Origin of the sequence: Bradyrhizobium sp. BWC-3-1, from assembly GCF_032917965.1 — a bacterium.
GTDB lineage: Bacteria > Pseudomonadota > Alphaproteobacteria > Rhizobiales > Xanthobacteraceae > Bradyrhizobium > Bradyrhizobium canariense_D.
The window spans coordinates 2,926,649-2,946,571 of sequence record NZ_CP136625.1; the positions used below are offsets into that span (position 1 = coordinate 2,926,649).

General features: G+C 60.2%; 15 protein-coding genes and 2 pseudogenes. 10 read left to right on the plus strand and 7 right to left on the minus strand.

The window, feature by feature from the left end; genetic code table 11:
- The first annotated feature begins 11 nt into the window (after positions 1 to 11).
- From RX329_RS14115 to RX329_RS14130, 4 genes are all read left to right on the plus strand, one after another.
- Entirely contained in the window at positions 12 to 1,775 is a 1,764-nt protein-coding gene (locus tag RX329_RS14115) for a relaxase/mobilization nuclease domain-containing protein (protein WP_317245989.1), read from the plus strand.
- A 37-nt stretch (positions 1,776 to 1,812) separates the two neighbouring features.
- Entirely contained in the window at positions 1,813 to 3,801 is a 1,989-nt protein-coding gene (locus tag RX329_RS14120) for a conjugal transfer protein TraG (RefSeq protein WP_317245990.1), read from the plus strand.
- A gap of 7 nt (positions 3,802 to 3,808) precedes the next feature.
- Positions 3,809 to 4,234: a CopG family transcriptional regulator gene (locus RX329_RS14125; protein ID WP_317245991.1), complete on the plus strand. Its 426-nt coding sequence runs from the start codon at positions 3,809 to 3,811 to the stop codon at positions 4,232 to 4,234.
- A gap of 1,601 nt (positions 4,235 to 5,835) precedes the next feature.
- A complete protein-coding gene (locus RX329_RS14130; protein WP_317245992.1) occupies positions 5,836 to 6,042 on the plus strand; it encodes a GDCCVxC domain-containing (seleno)protein in 207 nt (68 codons plus the stop codon).
- A 756-nt stretch (positions 6,043 to 6,798) separates the two neighbouring features.
- Here the strand turns inward: RX329_RS14130 and RX329_RS14135 are convergent.
- Genes RX329_RS14135 through RX329_RS14145 form a run of 3 tightly spaced genes read right to left on the minus strand, consistent with a single transcriptional unit; the run spans position 6,799 to position 9,708 of the window.
- Positions 6,799 to 7,797, minus strand: coding sequence for an SIS domain-containing protein (locus tag RX329_RS14135; RefSeq protein WP_317245993.1), 999 nt, complete (start codon positions 7,795 to 7,797; stop codon positions 6,799 to 6,801).
- Between the two features lie 11 nt (positions 7,798 to 7,808).
- Positions 7,809 to 8,765, minus strand: coding sequence for an N-acetylmuramic acid 6-phosphate etherase (locus RX329_RS14140; protein ID WP_317245994.1), 957 nt, complete (start codon positions 8,763 to 8,765; stop codon positions 7,809 to 7,811).
- Between the two features lie 19 nt (positions 8,766 to 8,784).
- The gene (locus RX329_RS14145; protein WP_317245995.1) at positions 8,785 to 9,708 is read right to left on the minus strand and encodes a BadF/BadG/BcrA/BcrD ATPase family protein; all 924 of its coding nucleotides are present in this window, start codon (positions 9,706 to 9,708) and stop codon (positions 8,785 to 8,787) included.
- Positions 9,709 to 9,816: 108 nt separating this feature from the next.
- Between RX329_RS14145 and nagA the strand changes: the two genes are divergently transcribed.
- From nagA to RX329_RS14165, 4 genes are all read left to right on the plus strand, one after another.
- Positions 9,817 to 11,001 carry an N-acetylglucosamine-6-phosphate deacetylase gene (gene nagA, locus RX329_RS14150; RefSeq protein WP_085394009.1) on the plus strand — a complete coding sequence of 395 codons (1,185 nt, stop codon included), beginning with the start codon at positions 9,817 to 9,819 and terminating at the stop codon, positions 10,999 to 11,001.
- Between the two features lie 343 nt (positions 11,002 to 11,344).
- Entirely contained in the window at positions 11,345 to 11,608 is a 264-nt protein-coding gene (locus RX329_RS14155) for a hypothetical protein (RefSeq protein WP_317245996.1), read from the plus strand.
- A gap of 145 nt (positions 11,609 to 11,753) precedes the next feature.
- Entirely contained in the window at positions 11,754 to 12,455 is a 702-nt protein-coding gene (locus RX329_RS14160) for an alpha/beta hydrolase (protein WP_317245997.1), read from the plus strand.
- Between the two features lie 347 nt (positions 12,456 to 12,802).
- Complete coding sequence (locus RX329_RS14165) at positions 12,803 to 13,084, plus strand: adenylate/guanylate cyclase domain-containing protein (RefSeq protein ID WP_317245998.1); 282 nt, start codon at positions 12,803 to 12,805, stop codon at positions 13,082 to 13,084.
- Between the two features lie 1,765 nt (positions 13,085 to 14,849).
- Here RX329_RS14165 and RX329_RS14170 read toward each other — a convergent pair.
- Complete coding sequence (locus RX329_RS14170) at positions 14,850 to 15,020, minus strand: hypothetical protein (RefSeq protein ID WP_317245999.1); 171 nt, start codon at positions 15,018 to 15,020, stop codon at positions 14,850 to 14,852.
- A 364-nt stretch (positions 15,021 to 15,384) separates the two neighbouring features.
- On the opposite strand from RX329_RS14170, the gene RX329_RS14175 reads away from it, so the two are divergent.
- Positions 15,385 to 16,332 (plus strand): alpha/beta hydrolase, encoded by a 948-nt coding sequence (locus RX329_RS14175; protein ID WP_317246000.1) that lies wholly within the window; start codon positions 15,385 to 15,387, stop codon positions 16,330 to 16,332.
- A 233-nt stretch (positions 16,333 to 16,565) separates the two neighbouring features.
- On the opposite strand, the gene RX329_RS14180 is transcribed toward RX329_RS14175, so the two are convergent.
- Complete coding sequence (locus RX329_RS14180; RefSeq protein ID WP_317246001.1) at positions 16,566 to 16,808, minus strand: DUF1127 domain-containing protein; 243 nt, start codon at positions 16,806 to 16,808, stop codon at positions 16,566 to 16,568.
- Positions 16,809 to 16,966: 158 nt separating this feature from the next.
- Here RX329_RS14180 and RX329_RS14190 point away from each other — a divergent pair.
- Positions 16,967 to 18,540 (plus strand): annotated as a pseudogene (locus RX329_RS14190) (winged helix-turn-helix domain-containing tetratricopeptide repeat protein).
- A 143-nt stretch (positions 18,541 to 18,683) separates the two neighbouring features.
- Here the strand turns inward: RX329_RS14190 and RX329_RS14195 are convergent.
- Positions 18,684 to 19,015, minus strand: a pseudogene (locus RX329_RS14195) (hypothetical protein).
- Positions 19,016 to 19,108: 93 nt separating this feature from the next.
- On the minus strand, positions 19,109 to 19,567 hold the full coding sequence (locus RX329_RS14200) for a hypothetical protein (RefSeq protein WP_317246004.1): 459 nt from the start codon (positions 19,565 to 19,567) through the stop codon (positions 19,109 to 19,111).
- Positions 19,568 to 19,923 lie beyond the last annotated feature (356 nt).

A 19,923-nucleotide genomic window follows, 5' to 3' on the forward strand; every position in this document is an offset into this window, starting at 1 on the left:
GAGCGCTAAGGATGACAGCAGGTGACAGCGAACTGCGTATCCGGCCTGGGCGCATCCGCAGCACCCGCGCGCCAAAGCCGAAGAGCTTCATCAACAAGGTGCTGCGCGCGGCGAACAAAGCCGGGCACACATCGAGCCAGTCTGCGGTTGGCAGGCGCTCTGCGGTCTACGGGCGCTCGACCTTTGGCCGCGGTAGACTCGGTTTCAGCCGCGCCAGATTGTTCAGCCCGGCGCGGCGCGTCGTGATGAAGGCGCGGGTGGTTCGGCACAAGGGGCGAGCCTTCCGTTCTGCACCACTAACCGCCCACCTCTCGTATCTGAAGCGCGACGGCGTGACGCGAAGCGACGAGCGGGCCGAGATGTTTGATGAGGGCTGCGACTGCGCCGATAGCGCGGCCTTTGCAGAACGGTGCAAGGACGACCGCCATCATTTCAGGTTCATCGTCTCGCCGGAAGACGCCGGCGACCTGACCGACCTGAAGGCCTTCACCCGCGATCTCGCCAGGCAGATGGAGACCGATCTCGGTACGCGGCTTGATTGGGTGGCCGTTGATCACTGGAATACCGACAACCCTCACGTTCATCTTCTCATCCGGGGAGTGGATCAGGATGGAGCCGATCTCGTGATCTCACGCGACTACATCAGCCAAGGCCTGCGCTCGCGCGCCGAGGAACTGGTCGCGATCGAACTGGGCCCCAAACCGGAGCACGAGATCCGCAATTCGCTGGAAATGGAGGTCACGGCGGAACGTTGGACGCGGCTCGATCGGGAGATCCGGTTGGCGGCGGATGAGACCGGCACAATCGATCTTCGCCTCGAGAATCCCGGCAAGTCCGATCCCGAGATCCGGCGCCTGATGGTCGGTCGGCTTCAACATCTGGAGAAGATGGGCCTTGCTGCATCCGCCGCACCCGGAGAGTGGATGGTCGGGCTCGAGGCTGAGCGCAGCTTGCGCGACCTCGGCATGCGCGGCGACATCATCAAGACCATGCACCGCGCCTTTACGGAGCGTGGAGAAGCGCGCGGCGTTGCCGACTTTGTCATCGAAGGTGGACAGCCTTCGTCCCAGATCATTGGACGGCTAGTCGATCGGGGATTGCACGATGAGCTGACGGGTGAGGCTTACGCGCTGATCGATGGAACTGATGGGCGCGCGCACCACGTCCGCGTGCGAGGCATCGAGGCTTTCGAACACGCACCGCCGATCGGCGGAATCGTCGAAGTCCGACGCTTGGGCTGCGTCGGCGATCCGCGGCCGACCGTGGTGCTCGCAACCCGTTCCGATCTCGATCTCGGTGGGCAGGTCACGGCTAAAGGAGCGACCTGGCTCGACCACAGGCTCGTCGAACGCGATCCCAAGCCGCTCGCCATGGGCGGATTCGGTCGCGAAATCCGCGACGCCATGGAAGCCCGTATCGAGCATCTGGTTCAGGAGGGTCTGGCTCGGCGGCAGGGCCAACGCATCATCTTGCAGCGCGACCTTCTGGACACGTTGCGCCGACGTGAACTGGACGAGGTGGCCGCAAAAGTCTCGGCCGACACCGGCCTGCCTTACGTGAAAGCGGCCTCCGGGGAGCATGTGGCAGGTACGTATCGCCAGCGTCTGACGCTCTCCTCGGGGCGCTTCGCCATGATCGATAACGGGCTGGGTTTCCAACTCGTGCCTTGGTCGCGCGAGCTCGAGAAGAGGCTCGGCCAACACGTCACCGGCGTGGTGAAGGACGGCGGCGGTATCGAATGGAGCTTTGGTCGCAAGCGCGACCTCGGCCTCTAGCAATCTCGCCAATTCGGTTGCGGAAAGGGCGTTCGGAATGTCTGGAACCAAGATACTTTGGGGGCAGGTGGTCGTTGTCGGCCTGATCGTCCTGTTGGCCAATTGGGGCGCGACTGAGTGGACGGCTTGGCGGCTCGCCTGGCAGCCCGAACTCGGGCGACCCTGGTTCGAACTGTCAGGCTTCAAGATCTATTACCCGCCGGTCTTCTTCTGGTGGTGGTTCGTCTACGACGCCTATGCGCCTCAGGTCTTTGTTGAGGGCGCCTTCATCGCGGCGTCGGGGACATTCATTTCGATTGCGGTGGCGATCGGCATGTCGGTCTGGCGCGCGCGTGAAGCCAAGAATGTCGAGACCTATGGTTCGGCGCGCTGGGCCGATGCGGAAGAGGTTCGAGCGGCCGGGCTTCTCGGTCCGGATGGTGTGGTGCTCGGCAAGCTCGATCGCGACTACCTCCGCCACGACGGACCGGAGCACGTGTTGTGCTTCGCGCCCACTCGGTCCGGCAAAGGCGTCGGTCTTGTCGTTCCCTCCCTGTTGGCTTGGCCCGGCTCGGCCATCGTTCACGACATCAAGGGCGAGAACTGGCAACTGACCGCCGGCTTTCGCTCACGGCATGGCCGGGTCCTGTTGTTCGACCCGACTAACCCAAAATCTTCGGCCTACAATCCGCTGCTCGAGGTCCGGCGCGGGGAATGGGAGGTTCGCGACGTCCAGAACGTCGCCGATGTCCTGGTCGACCCCGAAGGCTCGCTCGACAAGCGGAACCATTGGGAGAAGACCAGTCATTCGCTCCTCGTCGGCGCCATTCTCCACGTCCTCTATGCCGAGGCGGACAAGACCTTGGCCGGCGTGGCCGCCTTCCTGTCCGACCCGAAGCGGCCGATCGAGACGACCTTGAAGGCGATGATGACCACGCCGCACCTTGGCGAACTGGGGGCTCATCCCGTGGTGGCCTCGACGGCGCGCGAACTCCTCAACAAATCCGAGAATGAACGCTCCGGCGTCCTTTCTACGGCGACGTCGTTCCTTGGCCTTTACCGGGATCCTGTCGTGGCCCAGGTGACCCGACGTTGCGACTGGCGGATTGCTGATCTGATCGCCGACGTCAGCCCGACGACGCTTTATCTCGTGGTGCCGCCTTCCGATATCTCGCGGACCAAGCCGCTAATCCGTCTGGTGCTGAACCAGATTGGCCGGCGCTTGACCGAGGACTTGCACGCTCGCGACCGCCGCCATCGCGTCCTGATGATGCTCGACGAGTTCCCAGCACTTGGGCGGCTTGATTTCTTCGAGTCCGCGCTCGCCTTCATGGCGGGATACGGCATCAAGAGTTTCTTGATCGCGCAATCACTCAATCAGATCGAGAAGGCCTATGGGCCTAACAATGCGATCCTCGACAACTGCCACGTCCGTGTCAGCTTCGCGACCAATGACGAGCGGACTGCCAAGCGCGTCTCGGACGCACTCGGCACCGCGACCGAAATGCGGGCGATGAAGAATTATGCCGGACACAGGCTAAACCCGTGGCTCGGGCACCTGATGGTCTCCCGTCAGGAGACTCCAAGGCCGCTGCTGACCCCCGGCGAGGTCATGCAGCTTCCGCCGATGGACGAGATCGTCATGGTGGCAGGGACGGCGCCGATCCGGGCCAGGAAGGTCCGCTACTACGAGGATCGGCGGTTCACCGAGCGGGTTCTGCCGCCGCCTGATCCTGCGGCCGCGAGCCGGTCTTCGCGAACCGATGGATGGTCAGCGCTCGGAATGCCAAAGCCGCCGGGGGGACCAAGTGACAACGCCGCGGAGGTCCAGGAAGACACAGCGAACAGCGGCCTCCGTCGCGAGCCCGAACTCCCCGATCACGTCGCGATTGTCAAGGAGACGACCGAGCCGAGGCCGGCAGAAGAGTTTGCCGTCGTGCTTGACGACGACGAGGACGCGGTTCGCCAGTCTCGACTTATCCGTCAGCAGATGCGCGGCATCACCCGTCAGGTCGTCATGGACCCAAATGACGGCATGGACCTGTGAGGCAAATATGCGCGACCGGATGAACGTGTATTTTCCGCCAGAGCTTCTGAGACAGATCTCGGACCTCGCCGATCGCAAGAAGCTTTCCCGGTCTGCGATCGTGGAAGCGGCTGTTGTTTCATTTCTGTCACCGGACGGAGCGGACAAAAGGGAGGCGGCGTTTACCCGTCGCCTGGACCGGCTATCGCGTCAGATGCAGCGGCTGGAGCGTGACGTCGGTCTGACGGCAGAGACCCTCGCCCTGTTCATCCGCTTCTGGCTGACGATCACGCCACCCCTGCCCAACGAAGCCCAGGCTGCGGCGCAAGTGAAGGGTCGGGAGCGTTTCGAGGGATTCGTCGAAGCGCTCGGACGCCGGCTGCAGAAGGGGCAGAGCTTTCTGCGGGAAATTCCAGAGGATATCCGCCGTGAGGAGTCCGAGAACAAAATCTAGGAGACTCAGCATCTCTTCCGCTCTCGATGTGAAAGCGGAAGCCGACCAGTGCAGTGGAAATTGGCCGCTCCTGTGAAGGGTTTCGGATGCCGGCCCCATGACGGTGTTGCCGCGCACAGGGGGGCTGGCGTCCGAAAGCCTCCAAAGGAGGAAACCGCGCTGGGGGGACGTAGGACGATGCCGCGTGATCGAGCTAGTCGCGTCAAACAACCTTCAGACGATCAGGACGATTGCCTATGGGGATTTAATGTTTGGCGGCACCTGTACTTTCAATGGCTTGGCTATAGCAAAAATACCACACCACACAATCTAAACGTGAGTTCCTCGATATTTGAAGGCCATGAGGCAAACTGATCTCTGGCGGCTGGAAAGCCCCCGGAGCTATCAGAGCCGAAACTGTCTCGAGCTGCTCGTCAAGAGCATCACCGCATTTGTAAGTCTGCTTACGTCGAGATGCCTGGACGGGGTCCAACTAGCGCGACGTTAAACACAATCGCGATCGAGGATTCGAGTTGGCTCTTGTGCAATGGTTGGTGCTCCGCCACGAACTTCCAGATCAGCACGTTCTCGATCATCGGATCGTCGCCAGCTACGCACCAATTGCCCCGCTCGTCACGATGAGCTGTCGCCTATTGCTTCGCCGTGTCGCCAGCCGCGGCGTTCTACCGCGCGAGCGGTTTAGTCCTCTGACCCAAAGCGGGACTCCAGCGCATCGAGCTGCCCCTGAGGGAGTAGCGAGATTTCCTCGCGCCCCTCCCCAAGGGGGCAGCTGCTTCGCCAAGCAGCTAACAGCCCCAGCTTCACCGCCCTGAAACTCGGGTCCTTTTGCTGTCTGGATAACTGCAGACCTCACGAGGGCATGATGCAAGTTTATCGCTCGATCCTTGCTGTCCAACGGTCATGGACCGCACTGAAACAGCGACACCATGAGGCAGTGAGCCTGACGTATTGAAATCCGCTATACCGATGGTAGTCTTCTACTTTTACTACTCGCGCCTATTTGCTCTGACGCCATCCTGATAGTGCTTTTTTTGTGTTGGGGAGGACATTATGCGAGGCTCTCGCGCAATCCTTTACGCCGAACGACTTAGCGAACTCACCTCTCAGCTCTCAGAATTGGAAGATCTTCGAGATCTGGTGCAAGAAGCTGAGCGAAGCGCCCGCGGTGTGCCTCCATTACGCTTGGCACATCCACCGTCGCGCCGCGTTCGACGTCGTGAACGGGGCGGTTTGTCTGTTCGCCTCCGTCGCCACGCGCCACTAAACGGGAATGCAGGAGCTATCAGCCCCCCTGACAACGACAACCAAGTCGATTGGACTTTGCTGGAGCCATTCCCCGACCAATGGTGGGCTTCCTCCTAAAACCTCTCCAAGCGCTGACTCGACGAAGAGAGCGATCCAATGCACCACATCCAGAGTACGCATATGCCGCGATATTAAAACTGACCGCCCAGCAGCTTGAAGCACTTCGCATCCCCACAGAGATCCAAAAAGAAAATTCCGAAATCCTCGTTTTGAGAGAGAAGATAAAACTGGCGGCCGATCAGAAGAAGGCTCGCCTGCAATTCCTTGCTCGGTGCCTGCCACGCGCTTGAAGGTAAATGATCCTGAACTCCACAATCACGTGTCCCAAGTGCGGTCACGCTGCTGCCGAAATTATGCCGACCGACGCTTGCCAATTCTTCTACGACTGCAGAGGCTGCGGCGAGCGCCTGAGGCCGCTCCCCGGCGACTGCTGCGTGTTCTGTTCCTTCGGCACCGTTCCCTGTCCGCCGGTTCAAGAGAACGGCAAGGGCTGCTGTAGCTAGCTGCCCTGAGGGGAGTGAACTTCACCCGTTCATTGCGCGATGAGGCTTGAGCAAGGAGCTACTCAGTGGCATTCCCGCTTGTGGTCCATCGGCGAAGTAGCAGCGCACCGGGTGAGGTCCGCTGAGTGAGGCATGGCGGACCAGATTTGCTCACGTTGAGTTCTTCGCATTTTGACCCCAAACCGACATCGAGGCGGTCTGGGGATGTCCGAGCAAAGATGAGCAAAGTTCCGGAGAGCTTTGATCCCTGTTGTGCTATCGGGGAGAATGAGCCCGACACCTGACCCAGCCGAACCCGTAGTTGAGGGAAAGCCAGGCAACGAACCTGAGGATTTGACCGGAAGTGCGCTCCGATTACGTATTCGGCAGCAGGAGCTGCTCGCCGAACTCGGGTGGTCTTGGCTCTGCAACGCACGAGCTTCGCCGACCTTCTCAGTCACGCCGCGCGCATGACGGCCGAAGGCTTGAATGCCGAATTTTGCAAAATCTTGGAGTACATTGCGGCAGACAAGCGTTTGCTTGTTCGCGCAGGCGTCGGTTGGAGCAAAGGTGTGGTTGGCAGCGCGACAGTCCCATTTTCGGGCGGATGGTGGTGAGCGGAGAGTTCGGAGGTGATTGGATACTCCGCCGCCCTGTGGGATGCGTGCTTATTACATGTGGGTCGTCTTCCACGTTGGTCCGCAGCCTGCGTGGGCAGTCGCTCTGGTTGCCGAAGCCGGACATCTTGGCAATTTCCGCAAGCGAGAGTTTCTGCCGTCAAAACGTCTCGGTAATCTTGCTCAGGCGAGGGGGGCGATCCGGGTCGAATCCGCAGGCGTGCGCCGCCTGCTCGATCATCCGATAGGCCGGAACAAGCATGGTGATCGGATCGGTGGCGGCGTCATCCTCGGTCAACCAGGGCAGCGAGCCACGCGGCCCACCGCAGAGATGCAGCGAGATCTTTTGCTCGCGCAATTCCTCTGCCAGCGCGTCCACGGTGGCCGCCGTTTCATCCATGAGGCGCATCATGAGAACCGGCGTGCGCGATGATAGCGCGGCGCGTGGCCCATGCTGCAACTCAGCGGCGCTCAGTCCAATGGAAGGCAGGCGCAGGATTTCCGAAAGCTTGAGCGCGATCTCTCGCGCCGAGCCCAGGCCCAGGCCCCGAGCTGCCACGAACACCGCTGATGCCTTGGCGAAGTCGTCGGCAATCTCGGACCAGTCGAGCGCGAGCGCGCGATGTAGGCGCTCGGGCAACCTGTCGAGCGCGGACCGCAGCGCATGATCTTCCGCCAGCTCGGCCACGAGTGCGGCACCAACGGCCATCGAGCCGATCACAGACTTGGTCGCCGCCACAGAGTGCTCTTGGCCGGCGTCGATCGGAACGACGAACTCGGCTTCGTCAGCCACCGGCGAGGACGTCACATTGACAATGGCGACGGTGCGCGCGCCCGCGGCCCGGGCGGACCTGGTCGCTGCGACAAGATCCGGGCTGCGCCCGGATTGCGAGATCACGATGAACAGCGCATGGCGCAGCATCAGGGGCGTGCGAAATGCCGTGATCACCGAGGGAGCGCTGGCTGACACGGGAAGGCGAAGCCGCGTCTCGACAAGGTACCTCAAGTAGACTCCGGCATGCCCGGAGCTTCCCCGCCCGCATATGACGCACAGGGGCGCCGAGCCGATCCCAACTCGCTGTGCGATGTCGCGTGTGGCGGGGCGGCTGCGAAGGATGTTGGCAACAACATCCGGGCTTTCCCCGACTTCGCTCGCCATAGCCGATGATGTCACGGCTCAACCGCTCCGTCTGGGTTGCGTGCAGTCACCTCCTTGGAATGGCGGTCGCGATTCGAGTCGCGATTCTCGGCGAGCTCGTCAAACACGCGCCGAAGGTTGCCGTTACAATTATTCAGAACCGTCTGTGCATCGGCCCTGTTGACACCCAACGCCAGAAGGGCTGCCGTCTTGATGTCTCCCTCGGCCTGCTCGAGCGAGCGTGCCGCCTGTGATGGATCGCAGTGCGCGATTTGCACCACCATGGCCTCCGCCCGCCGCTTCAGCTTCGCATTGCTTGGCGGCATGTTCACCATCATGCTGCGATACACCCGGCCAAGGCGCAACATGATCCCTGAGGAGATCAGGTTGAGCACGACCTTCTGCGCGGTGCCCGCCTTCATCCGCGTCGAGCCGGCGATCAGCTCGCGGCCGGTCTCGATGAGGATCGGAAATTTTGCAGATGCCAGCAGTGCGGTGCCGCGATTGTTCGCGACCCCGATCGTCACCGCACCGAAAGAGCCAGCCTGCTGCAGCGCCGCCACCGTGAAGGGGGTCGTTCCGCTGGCGGCAACCGCGATCACCACGTCGTGCGATGTGAGCCGCGCGGCGTTGATCTGCGCGACTGCATCATCGACGTCGTCCTCCGCGCCCTCGATGCTCGTGACGAATGCGCTGTCTCCGCCAGCGACGATAAAGCAGACGCGCTCATTGGGCCAGGCGAAGGTCGGCGTCAACTCGGCGCCGTCCTGCACCGCCACGCGGCCGGAGGTGCCGGCCCCGACATACACGATGCGTCCATGATCGCCGAGCGCCGCCTTGGCCGCTTCGGTCGCCGCGGTGATCGCGGGAAGGGCATGGCCAATCGCCGCAACTGCCGCAAGTTGGCCCTCCCACATGGCTTCCATCGCTGACGTCAACGACCATGCGTCGAGATCAGCAAAGCGGGGGTCGACTTCTTCGGTTGCCATAGAGTTGATCCCTGTGTCCTTAGCCGCGGAACTTTGAGACCTGTTTGTGGTCAGTTTCTCCTTTGGGTACGTCCAGCCGCCCCCGCGCCACTAGAAGGGCGCCCGCGGCGGCGTCGGCATCAGGGCGCTTCAGCCGGGCGCATAGATCGGGCGTCAGCCAAGGCGTAATGGCATCTGCGAGCCCACCCACCAGCGCGAGCCGGTCAATTCCTCTCGCCAGGAACAGATCGAGCAGATCGCCAATGGCATCGGCCGCCCGTTCGACAATGCGACGGCCGACCGGATCGCCCTGATTGGCGTGCCGCATCACTGTCGGCGCGAACGCGGCATAGTCGGTGGCCCGGGCTTCTTCAGACCAGGCGACCGCTTGATAAGGATCATGATCAAATGCGCCCAGCACCTCTGCAAGCAATGGAGTCAACTCGCCCCGGCGATCCGCGGCCCGTAGCGCCGACCGCACGACCTGTAGGCCGATGTCGGCGCCGCTGCCTTCGTCCGAGACTGGAAATCCGTAACCGGCAATGCGGATCTCGCAGCCGCCGATCAGGCCGACGCCAACCGAGCCCGTGCCGGCCACGACGATCGCTCCGTCCGCGCCGCTGTGGGCACCCAGACAGGCAGTCATGCCGTCGCTGATGAAGATAACGGACGCAAAAGGATGTGCGATCTCCTTGAGCGCCGCTTCCGCGCCTCGGCGGCCAAGCCCCGCGAGCCCAATTCCGGCGCGCATCTGCGCAAAATCCTCGTGCGCGAGTCCAGCCTGTCTGGCGGCCGCTTCGGTTGCCTCCATGATGGAGCGCCAAGCCTTGTCGACGCCAATCCGCGTCGTCGCAGGTCCCGAGCTTGCTTCGCCAAGCAGCCTGCCGTTTTCATCCTCGATGCGTGCACGGCAGCGAGTTCCGCCGCCATCAATGCCGAGATACGTGGTACCTTTTGTTCCCATCCCATGTTAACGCGAGGGCTTGGGCCGGGGTCCCATGCGTAATTGGGCACGTGCGAGTTATGGCACTCGTCTCACAGGTCTGTGACTGCCACTCTCGGATGAATACCGATGGACGACTGCTCCTCTTCCACCGCTCTTACGATTGCAGCGCCGCAAATCTTTGACGGTGTCGCCATGCGCGGGCGGGGAACCATCAGAATTTGGAAAGGCCACATTAAGAGCATCGCCTTCGGCGACTCGGGACGTGGTGCTTCGGTCCAGCTTCCCCCAAATGCGATCCTTGCACCCGGATTTGTCGACGTTCAGGTGAACGGAGGCGGGGGCGTTCTTCTCAACGACCAGCCAACCGAGGCCGGCGTCTGCCGCATCGTCGCAGCGCACCGTAAGGCGGGGACCACGGGATGCTTGCCGACCCTCATCACCGATCGTAGCCAGGTCATTGAGCGATTGGCTGCAGCAGCCGAGGTGTGCCTCAAAATTCCCGGCGTGCTCGGCTTTCATCTGGAAGGACCGGCCATCAACAAGTCCCGCAAGGGCATTCATCCAGAAGCCGAGATACGCGTGCCCAACGGCCGCGACCTCACCGCCATCAAAAGCTTTGCGAACCGAGGCCGCTCCTTGGTGACGCTGGCCCCGGAATGCGTGCCCGCCTCCATGATTGATGAATTGATCGGCGCCGGATTACGGATCGCTGCCGGCCACAGCGACGCTACCGCAGCCCAGATCGGGCAGGCGGTCGATCGTGGCGTATCGGCCGTGACCCATCTGTTCAATGCCATGTCACAGCTATCGGCACGGGAGCCGGGCCTGGTCGGCGCCGCGCTTGGAGATGACAGGCTGTTTGCAGGGATCATCTGCGACGGCATCCACGTCGACCCCGCCGGTTTGCGTATTGCGTTCCGCTGCAAGGGGCGCGATCGATTGATGCTGGTCACGGACGCCATGCCGCTGGCGGGCACGAAAGATCGGCAATTCATGCTGCAAGGGAGGCAAATCACCTTGCACGACAACCGCCTGACGGGCCCCAATGGTACACTCGCGGGCGCTCACCTCACCATGATCGAGGCGGTGCGCAATGCCGTTGCGCTGCTCGGAATATCCCTTGTGGATGCCCTCATCATGGCCTCCCGTACGCCGGCGGCGTTTCTTGGCCTCGAGTCCGAACTTGGACGGATCGCGCTCGGCTACCGCGCTGATCTAGTGGCCTTTACTCGGAACTTCGAAGTCATTGGCACATGGATCTGCGGCGTCGGTTCGATCAGCGAGGTCGGCGAGGCTTCTCAGCGAGGTTAGATGCACAACCATCCATCCTCGTGCAGAAATATGGTGGTGTATGTCTTGAAACGCCGGCGAAAATTCGTGCGGTTGCCCGCAGTCTTGCCGAGCTCGATGGCCGTGGTCATCGGGCCGTGGCGATCGTCTCTGCTATGGGCACAACCAGTTGATCCAGATGGCTCATCAGGTCAGCCCCCAATCGCCGTGAGCTAGACATGCTGCTAACGACCGGTGAGCGCATCAGCATGTCCCCGAGGAGCGCTTTCCGATCACGTGCCCGCCATCAGCTTCACCGGCAGCCAGGCCGGCGTAATGACCGACGACTCACATTGCTCGGCGCGCATTCTGGATGTGCGGCCCATTGGGTTATGCGAGGAACTCGGTCGCGGACGCGTCGTGGTGCTGGCAAGATTCAGGGCGTGAACGCGGCGACCAGGAAATCACCACGCTCGGGCGCGGCGGCAGCGACACCACGGCTGTTGCGATGGCGGCCGCGCTGAAAGCCGAGCGCCGTGAAATCATCAAGGAGGTGGACGGAATCTGTTCGGCCGATCCTCGCATCGTACCGGACGCAAAGTCCCTGCGACGAGTGGACTTCGCATTCCTGTCGGAGATGTGCTCCTAGGGTGCGAAGATCCTGCATTTTCGCAGCGTCGAGCTGGCGCAAAAGCCAGAATGTGCCGTTCCAAAAATGACGTCGGCGAAGCGTGTGCGGGGTTGATCGGATTGGATTCGAGCGGCAACAATGGGGTTGGCCCGGGGTTCGCACGATGACCGATTTCCAACTGCCCGAGACGCGCTACGCCCAAAGCGGCGATGTCAGTATCGCCTATCAGGTCATGGGCGAGGGACCAATCGACTTGATTCTGGTGCCGGGCTTTGTCTCCCATATCGAATTCGTGCATGAACTAAACGGTTTCACCTCCTTTGTCCGTCGTTTGGCGAGCTTTGCGCGCGTCGTGACGTTCGACAAAAGAGGGCAAGGGCTGTCGGATCGGATGGTGGGTGCACCGTCGCTGGAGGTGCGCATGGATGATCTCCGCGCGATCATGGACGCAATCGGCTCCAGGCGTGCTGCCCTGGTCGGGTTCTCCGAAGGCGGTTGCATGAGCATCATGTTTGCCGCAACATATCCCGAGCGAGTATCCCATCTCATTCTGATTGGCTGCTTTAGCCGCTCCGCAGATCGGTTCTCAGATGAAGCATGGGAAGTACGCATCGAGCAGCTCGTGAAGCACTGGGGTGCCGGCCAATTGATCAAGACGATTGCTCCCAGCGAAGCGGGCAAACCCTCGGCCGTCGCGCAATTCGGACGGTTCGAGCGGCTGGCGAGCAGCCCTGGCGCATTGCGGACGATCCTGCAGCTTAATCGCCAGATTGATGTCACCGCAATTCTGCCGACACTGCAGGTACCCACGTTGGTGCTCCATCGCAAAGCTGATCTTCAGGTGCCGGTCGACGTTCGGACGTAAGCTCGCCCGAGCAATTCCGGGGGGCAAGTATATCGAATACGCGACGGGTGACGACCACGCGTTCTGGCTGGGCGATATCGAGACCATGCTCGGGGATATAGAGGAGTTCATCACAGGCCATCGTGATCACGGAATGGTTGAGCTGGAACGTGTGCTCGCTACCGTACTGTTCACCGATATCGTCGATTCCACCCGCAGCGCCGCAGCGATGGGCGACCAGCGTTGGCTCCGGCTGCTTGGGGACCACGATCAGCTCGTGCAACAGATGGTGGGTAAGCACCGCGGCAACCTGGTGAAAACGCACTGGCGACGGTATTGTCGCGACGTTCGATGGGCCTGGCCGCGCCGTGCGTTGCGCGATCGCAATCGGTTCGGAGACGAAACAGATCGGTCTTCCCGTTCGCGCCGGACTGCATACGGGCGAGATCGAGATCAGGGGCAATGACATTGGCGGCATTGCGGTACACGCCGCTGCGCGTGTGATGTCGCATTCCGGGGCCGGCGAGGTGCTGGTGTCTCGTGTCGTCACCGATCTCGTCGCGGGTGCTGGTCTGAAGTTTGCCGAGCGTGGCTCCTTCGAACTGAAGGGTCTTCCTGGCCGCTGGGATCTTTTTGCAGCGAGCGGTTAGCATCGAAAGGCGGAAAGACCGCTTTTTGCGCTTGGAGGGCATTAGTGGTTGCGAGCTTCTGAAGGCACTCCTGCAATGCAGCAAGCTTGTAGCTGCCCCGGACTTGATCACAGACGCTTTGGCTCCTGCACGCCAAAGCACCGGATGACGAACGTTAATCCGCTCTTCGCGGGCTAGCGGCTGTCACAAGGGCAACGTTCCATCCACGAAGGCTAAGCTCCTGGGCACAGCTTGGCGCATCGCAAAATCGATCAGCCTTGAGCTGTACCTCCCTTCTCGGGCTTAATGCATCGTCTGTTAGGCCGCAGAGTTTTTCAAAGTGGGAGGATACGATGAGATTCATACTTGGAATTCTGTTGCTTCTCTCTGCTCGTTTGCAGCCCACGCCCAGGACTCGCCGTTCCGGAAGGAATTGAAGCGAGCAGATTTGACCGGCAGAAACATGGAGATCATCACCAAGGGCAGCCTGTGACCCACTGCAGACGTTAGCGCTGCGCTGCCATGGGCGGCCGCGAAGCGTTACCAAGGATTAATTTCTTCGGCAGGAGACGGAAAGAATCGATCTTCTAAGATGGAGTTGGCGAAGGAGATCGAATAATCGCCACGCGCCACAGCTCAATCCTGCATGCTATTATCGCAGCCGGTCTGTTTCTGGAGCCCGTATGTAGTGCAAGCCAACCTAAGCAAGCGCTTCCATCAAGAGCCGAACGAACGGCCCGCCGGTTCGCGCCGGCGGGGCTTCTCGCTATGAGAGGCAAGCGACGAGGGCGAGAACCACGTCGGCGCCAAAATCGCCCGAAAACAGCGAAAAGAGAATGCCGGCGCCAAGCACCACTGCAATCAACTGAGGCGCGAACATTTGAAATCCACTCGTTGCTCGGAAACGAGCAGAATTTAAACTCCGACCATTTCCGGACTGCTTCGGGAGGGCAGTAAATGACTTCGTTCACCGAACCGTGATCTGGCTGCCCCGGGGGCGTCGAGCTGCCCTTCGGCTCACCTTAAAAGACCATTGACGATTTCATTGCATACCAGTGGGCATGGAGCTTCTGATCCTTGAGCTCGTGGTTGGGCTAGTCTTGTTTGCGGCCGCGTACGTCGCTGCATTGGCTATAAAGTCGCGTGCGAAACGCAAACGAGCGGAAACACCGACGCAGCCCCAGCCTACTGCCTCCGCGGGACAGCGAACGCAGTTTGGGCAGCGACCGCCGTTCAAAGAGTAGGAAGCCGCGGTGAGGCCGATCTCGCCAAGTACGAGAACGGCCCCGGCTTCAGGGGGCTTTGGAGGTAACGGCGGGGGCCGCTCCGGCAGCTCCAGCGAGCCAGCGCAACAGTAAACCGAGGCACCATTGCTCGGTATCTAGCGGACCGCCGATGGCGACTCAAGATCCTAGCAGTCGTCGTCCAAGCATGACACAATGATGGTCCATATTTGATTGCGTCTCGGAGGGGAAAGCCCGATGCGCCTTGCATTGCCTTATCTTGGAATTTGTCTCTGCGCGTCGGTCGCGGCGTGGTTGTCCTTCACGCTGATCTACTGACCCAGCAGATCATCTTGACCGGGACACCTCACGCCCCATTCAATATGCAAATGCGGAGCCCCGGTCACGCAGCACAACCAAACAGCAGGCGAACGCTAAAGCCGTTCGCCGCCGCGCTGTCGCGCGCAGCTTGTTTTTGCCGAACAATCGCTAGGCCCTCGTTGCACGCAACAAATTCGTTGCTCCCCACACGCATTCCAAACCTTTCGCAAAACGAACGATTCTCATCCGTTAATGCTTTCCACAAGTTGCTGTTGTGCCGCCGCGCGCATGTCGGGAGTAGCGATGAAAGCCGCATAGAGGCCACATGCCACCATCGCGCCAAGGAATAGCGGAAACGCAAGTGAATCTGGAGCAAGATTGATGACTGGAGCGCTGACTCTGTTTTCGGCCATTCCGTTTCTCCTCTTAAATAACTGCTGAAAATGTCTTTGGCGCACCGCAAATTCTAGGCGCTCTTGGTCAGCGCCCAACGTGAACCTGTTCACATTGCTGCACAACGAAACAACGAAGGGAAAAGAGGGGAGAGAGTGTCAACACCGCTAACGTAGTCCGGTTGTTGATCCGACTTGGTCCACCGAAATGTTGATCGTTTCTTGATGGCGGTGATTCGAGATTACAATTAACATCCGGAAGATTTTGATTAACGAAATGTAGTAGGCGATATTGAGATTTCAAATTGCTGCACTCAGAGCGCTCATTTTCGCGACATTCGCTGGTGCTGCAATCGCACAAACGCCCCCACTTGTCACAGACGAGATGATGGTGAAAACGGGCGATCCGGCGATCGAAATCTACGTCCGCAACAAGCGACCAGCAAACATGACAATATTCCGCCCCGAGCAGACGGTGTTGTATGTTCATGGCGGGACATATCCCTCAGAAACCGCGTTCGGCCTCAAGCTCGATGGTGTCTCGTGGATGGAGTATATGGCCGCGCGCGGATACGACGTTTGGCTTTTGGACTTGCGCGGTTACGGCAAATCGAGCCGCCCACCTGAGATGGCCGACAAGCCTGAAGCTAATCCACCCATTGTGCGAGGTGACACCGCCGTAAAGGACATTGGTACGGCGGTCGATTTCATCCTACAGCGGCGCAACATATCAAGGCTGAACTTGCTAGGCTTTTCGTGGGGCACCACGCTTATGGCGACATACACGACCCAGAACGCGCGGAAAGTGGAGCGGCTGATTTTGTATGCGTCGATTTGGATCAGACAGACAGCCTCGCTGGTGCAGACCGGTCCGGGTCCCCTCGGTGCCTATCGGATGGTCAACCGCGAACAGTCCAAGCAGCGTTGGTACACCGGCGTCCCGGAGGCGAAGAAGGCAACCCTAATTCCGGCTGGATGGTTCGACGCTTGGGCTGATGCAACCTTCGCGACGGATCCCGTTGGCGCTCAAATGACGCCAGCGGTGGTCCGGGCGCCCAACGGGGTCGTACAAGACGGCATGGAATTTTCTGGGGCCGGCAAGCCTTACTACGATCCTTCAAAGATAACAGTGCCCACTTTGCTGGTTGGGGCCAAATGGGACAAGGACGCCCCGCCCTACATGGCGCAAGCCCTGTTCCCTCTGTTGGTCAACGCACCCGATAAGCGCTATGTCTTATTGGCTGAGGGTACCCACTCCATAAGCCTGGAGCGAAATCGGCTGAAGCTTTTCGAAGCCGTCCAAGCATTTCTCGACGAAGCAAAACGTTCCTGATCTCACCTGCGGTTGACTCGTGGTGTCTGAGCGAAACGCTACGTCAACTTGTGGCCCATCGGGGAAATGGCGGCAGCCCTCCGGGACGTCCGCTCACCGAGGCATGGCGGACCAGATTTGCTCAGGTTGAGTTCTTCGCATTTTGACCCATACCGGAAGTCGGTGTCTGGGCCGCGACGCGGCTCGCGTCGGCCTGTTTCCGAGGGACTGTCCTTCGCTACCGTCGGTCGACATCATTCGGCCGATCGTATACCTCGCGGGTTCGTGGTTCGGTTTGAGGTCACGTAATCGATCTCTGAATACGCAATGCCCATATCCATCAGCTCCCGATCACTCAGGTTGGAAAGATCGCGCCGCAGCCGCTCCCATTTTCGCCATTCCTGAAAGGCCGTCCAACAATTTTTGGACGCGCCTACATTGCTCGGCTGCGCTGAGGTGGTCTGGACCAAGCCCGTTGTCTGGTAGATCGTGTTCATTGCAGCATCCTAGGTGCCTTGTTTCCACCCAGATAAGCTGCCAAGATTTAGCCCAACACGCTTGACGTGCTGCTTACATTTTCCTTATGGACAGCTTATTCTTTCCTTCCGAATTGTTGCCGCCTCTAACCGGCGACCGCCTACAGGGATTTCGCATCTTGCGCTATCTCTTCGAAAATTATGAACTAGATTCCGGCCGCCGCGAGCTATCCCGCGACACAAACGTCGTTGCCCTGGCGCCACAGACCTTTGACCTGCTCGACTATCTCATCCGCAACCGCGAGCGCGTAGTTGGCAAGGACGAGCTCATCACCGCCATTTGGAAGGGACGGTGCGTGTCCGATGCCGCGCTGACGACCCGGCTAAATGCAGCTCGATCCGCGATTGGCGATTCCGGGGAGCGCCAGCGTTTGATCAAGACGCTCGCGAGGAAGGGCTATCGCTTTATCGGTACGGTGCAGGAAGCCGACAGAGCCCCACGATGGCAGTAAACGAATCCCAAAGGGAGACCGCTAAAACTGCCCTCACACTTCCCGACAAGCCGTCGCTCGCCGTTCTCCCATTCACCAATCTGAGCTCGGATCCAGAGCAGGAGTATTTCGCCGATGGCATGGTCGAGGACATCATCACCGGTCTTTCACGGTCCAAATCGCTGTTCGTCATCGCGCGACAATCTACTTTTAGCTATAAGAGCAAGCCTATCGACATTAGGCAGGTCGGGCGCGAGCTAGGCGTTCGGTACGTGCTCGAAGGCAGCGTGCGCAGATCCGGCGACCGGGTTCGCATTTCCGGACAGTTGATCGAGGCCACGACGGGTGCCCACCTCTGGGCGGACCGCTTCGACAGCCAACTCAGTGATATCTTCGATCTGCAGGACCAAGTGACGGGTAGCGTGATTGGCGCACTCGTTCCTCAATTGGAACGGGCCGAGATAGAGCGCGCAAAACGCAAGCCAACCGAAAATCTTCAGGCCTACGATTACTATCTTCGTGCACTCTCAAGCTTCTATCAATTCACTCGCGAACAAAACATTGAAGCCCTCAGACTGACCCGGCTTGCCGTCGAGATCGATCCCGGATTGGCCGCAGCATACGCGCTGGGCGCTTATTGCTACGTGCAACGAAAGATCTTCGGCTGGACGGTCGATGCAGATCAGGAACGCGATGAGACCCGACGGCTGGCGAGGCGCGCAATTGAGCTCGATAAGGAAGATCCAACTGTCCTTGTGAGGGTCGGGCAAGCTATGTCCGCGGTACTGTATGAGCTTGACGAGGGCATGAGCTTTGTTTTCCAGGCCTATGAGCTCAATCCAAATTTGTCTGCTGCACGGTATACTATCGGCTGGGAACACATACGCCGCGGCAATGTCGAGGAGGCGCTCAGGCAGTTCCATGCCGGGGTGCGTTTAAGCCCGATGGATCCGTTTCTTTTTCTGATGCAGACCGGAATAGCGTTTGCTCATTTCTTGACAGATCGATGTGAAGACGGATCATCGTGGGCCAAGTTGGCTGTGCTGCACCGACCCAACTATCTCAACGCACACTTTATTCTGGCGGCATGCCACGCAATCTCTGGCAGGGTCGAGGAAGCCCGAATGATCGGTGCACGCCTGATGGAAGCGAGGCCGGCTCTGCGCGTCTCTACGCTCGTTACCAAGGTTGCTAGACTTTACACGCCGGAGCACCTCGAGAGGATAGCGCGAGCCTGTCGTATCATGGGCCTACCCCCCTAGTTCCGTGCGGTCGTTCGGGAAGTGCTGATCTCATCCAATTCCCATGAACGCGCACTTTGAGCGTTCGGTTGTGGCCCGCTGCATATGATCATGGCCATTCCCTCACCTGCGACTTGCCTGCATGGAATTCCGGCGTCAAGTCTTCAGATCATGCTGCCGGGCAGGAAGCAGCGAACGCGCGGATGGCCATCGATGTAGTGCTTCCATACCATAGTCGGACCGGCGCGGTTCGGTTGCTTTAGGACGGCGCCCTCAAGAACCAGGACCCACTCACCTTCGATGCGGACGCGGTAATGGCCACGGTCGGATTCCCAATCGGCGTCGAAGACGATGTATCCATCGGTATTCGTACAGCACTGCCCAAACTCGCTGTGCAAGCTCTCGAACCATGGCTTCAGCCGTCATCACGGGCGAGCACCGGTGTCGCCAACGCAATCAGGCCAAGCATCAGCGCTGCATGTATTCTCGCGGACATTCGTTCCTCTCTACGAGGCTGCAAGCGCATTATGCGCCGATCTGCTTCCTCGCCCTGCGATATGCGGAAAATGAAAGCCCGACAAAATCGCTTTTACCTCTGGCTATGGAGCAAATGCCGCTGCCTATGGAAGGCCGGGTGTACCAGGGCGAACGCGAATACAAAACGCGACCTCACCGGCAGGTCCAAACCGTCTTGGCCGTCCTGCCCGATCAGAATGAGGCCCGCTCCACCATTCGCCACTGTTAGGATGACCGCTTCACCAGCCCATGTCCTGATCGGCTCCATCGCCAGGATAAGGAATTCGCCGATCGGCTGGTCCAGATACTGAAGTCTTAGCTGCGGTGCGATTTCGGCGGGCGCAAGCAGAAGGCTCAGCAATTGCGCGCGCGCATAGACGTCCCGCAGCGCTGCCGTTTTGCCCTCAAAGCCAAGTTCGGCTGGCGACACGGCAACAAGCTCGACCTCGGCTTTCTTCCCGCTGAGGGTAAAGGCTGGTCTTCCGATAATCTCGTCAGCCGAGCTCCCAACACCGCAGCCCAGTGCACTCATCGCGCCCCGAAGAGCGGCCAAATCCCTAAAGGTCCCGACAGTAATCCTCTTCCAAAAAGGAACCTCGGCGGCGGAGCTGAAAGACGTCCGGGTGTCGCGGGCTGGCGGAGCCCCCTTGAGCGCCAAGTGATTGCGCAGGACATCCTGCGCAGAGCATTGGGCATCAGCAGCGTTGGCGCAGGCGACGACAAGCGCACAGCAGACAAGTAGAGTGGCACTCCGTTGTGCAAATGCAGCAGCCCCGTCGCACTCTCCTGGACTCGTAGGTCGCACTCATCGTCGCCTCCGCTACGTTTCTCGCCGCCTAGACTGCCAAAGCGCGGTTCGGTAGGCTTTACGAGCGGCTTACATTTTCC

What these genes read in the sequence shown, in the direction of transcription:
- RX329_RS14115 (WP_317245989.1), top strand. Translation starts at nt 12, where the DNA reads ATGACAGCAGGTGACAGCGAACTGCGTATCCGGCCTGGGCGCATCCGC.
- RX329_RS14120 (WP_317245990.1), top strand. Translation starts at nt 1,813, where the DNA reads ATGTCTGGAACCAAGATACTTTGGGGGCAGGTGGTCGTTGTCGGCCTG.
- RX329_RS14125 (WP_317245991.1), top strand. Translation starts at nt 3,809, where the DNA reads ATGCGCGACCGGATGAACGTGTATTTTCCGCCAGAGCTTCTGAGACAG.
- RX329_RS14130 (WP_317245992.1), top strand. Translation starts at nt 5,836, where the DNA reads ATGATCCTGAACTCCACAATCACGTGTCCCAAGTGCGGTCACGCTGCT.
- RX329_RS14135 (WP_317245993.1), bottom strand. Translation starts at nt 7,797, where the DNA reads ATGGCGAGCGAAGTCGGGGAAAGCCCGGATGTTGTTGCCAACATCCTT.
- RX329_RS14140 (WP_317245994.1), bottom strand. Translation starts at nt 8,765, where the DNA reads ATGGCAACCGAAGAAGTCGACCCCCGCTTTGCTGATCTCGACGCATGG.
- RX329_RS14145 (WP_317245995.1), bottom strand. Translation starts at nt 9,708, where the DNA reads ATGGGAACAAAAGGTACCACGTATCTCGGCATTGATGGCGGCGGAACT.
- nagA (WP_085394009.1), top strand. Translation starts at nt 9,817, where the DNA reads ATGGACGACTGCTCCTCTTCCACCGCTCTTACGATTGCAGCGCCGCAA.
- RX329_RS14160 (WP_317245997.1), top strand. Translation starts at nt 11,754, where the DNA reads ATGACCGATTTCCAACTGCCCGAGACGCGCTACGCCCAAAGCGGCGAT.
- RX329_RS14170 (WP_317245999.1), bottom strand. Translation starts at nt 15,020, where the DNA reads ATGGCCGAAAACAGAGTCAGCGCTCCAGTCATCAATCTTGCTCCAGAT.
- RX329_RS14175 (WP_317246000.1), top strand. Translation starts at nt 15,385, where the DNA reads ATGATGGTGAAAACGGGCGATCCGGCGATCGAAATCTACGTCCGCAAC.
- RX329_RS14180 (WP_317246001.1), bottom strand. Translation starts at nt 16,808, where the DNA reads ATGAACACGATCTACCAGACAACGGGCTTGGTCCAGACCACCTCAGCG.
- RX329_RS14200 (WP_317246004.1), bottom strand. Translation starts at nt 19,567, where the DNA reads ATGAGTGCACTGGGCTGCGGTGTTGGGAGCTCGGCTGACGAGATTATC.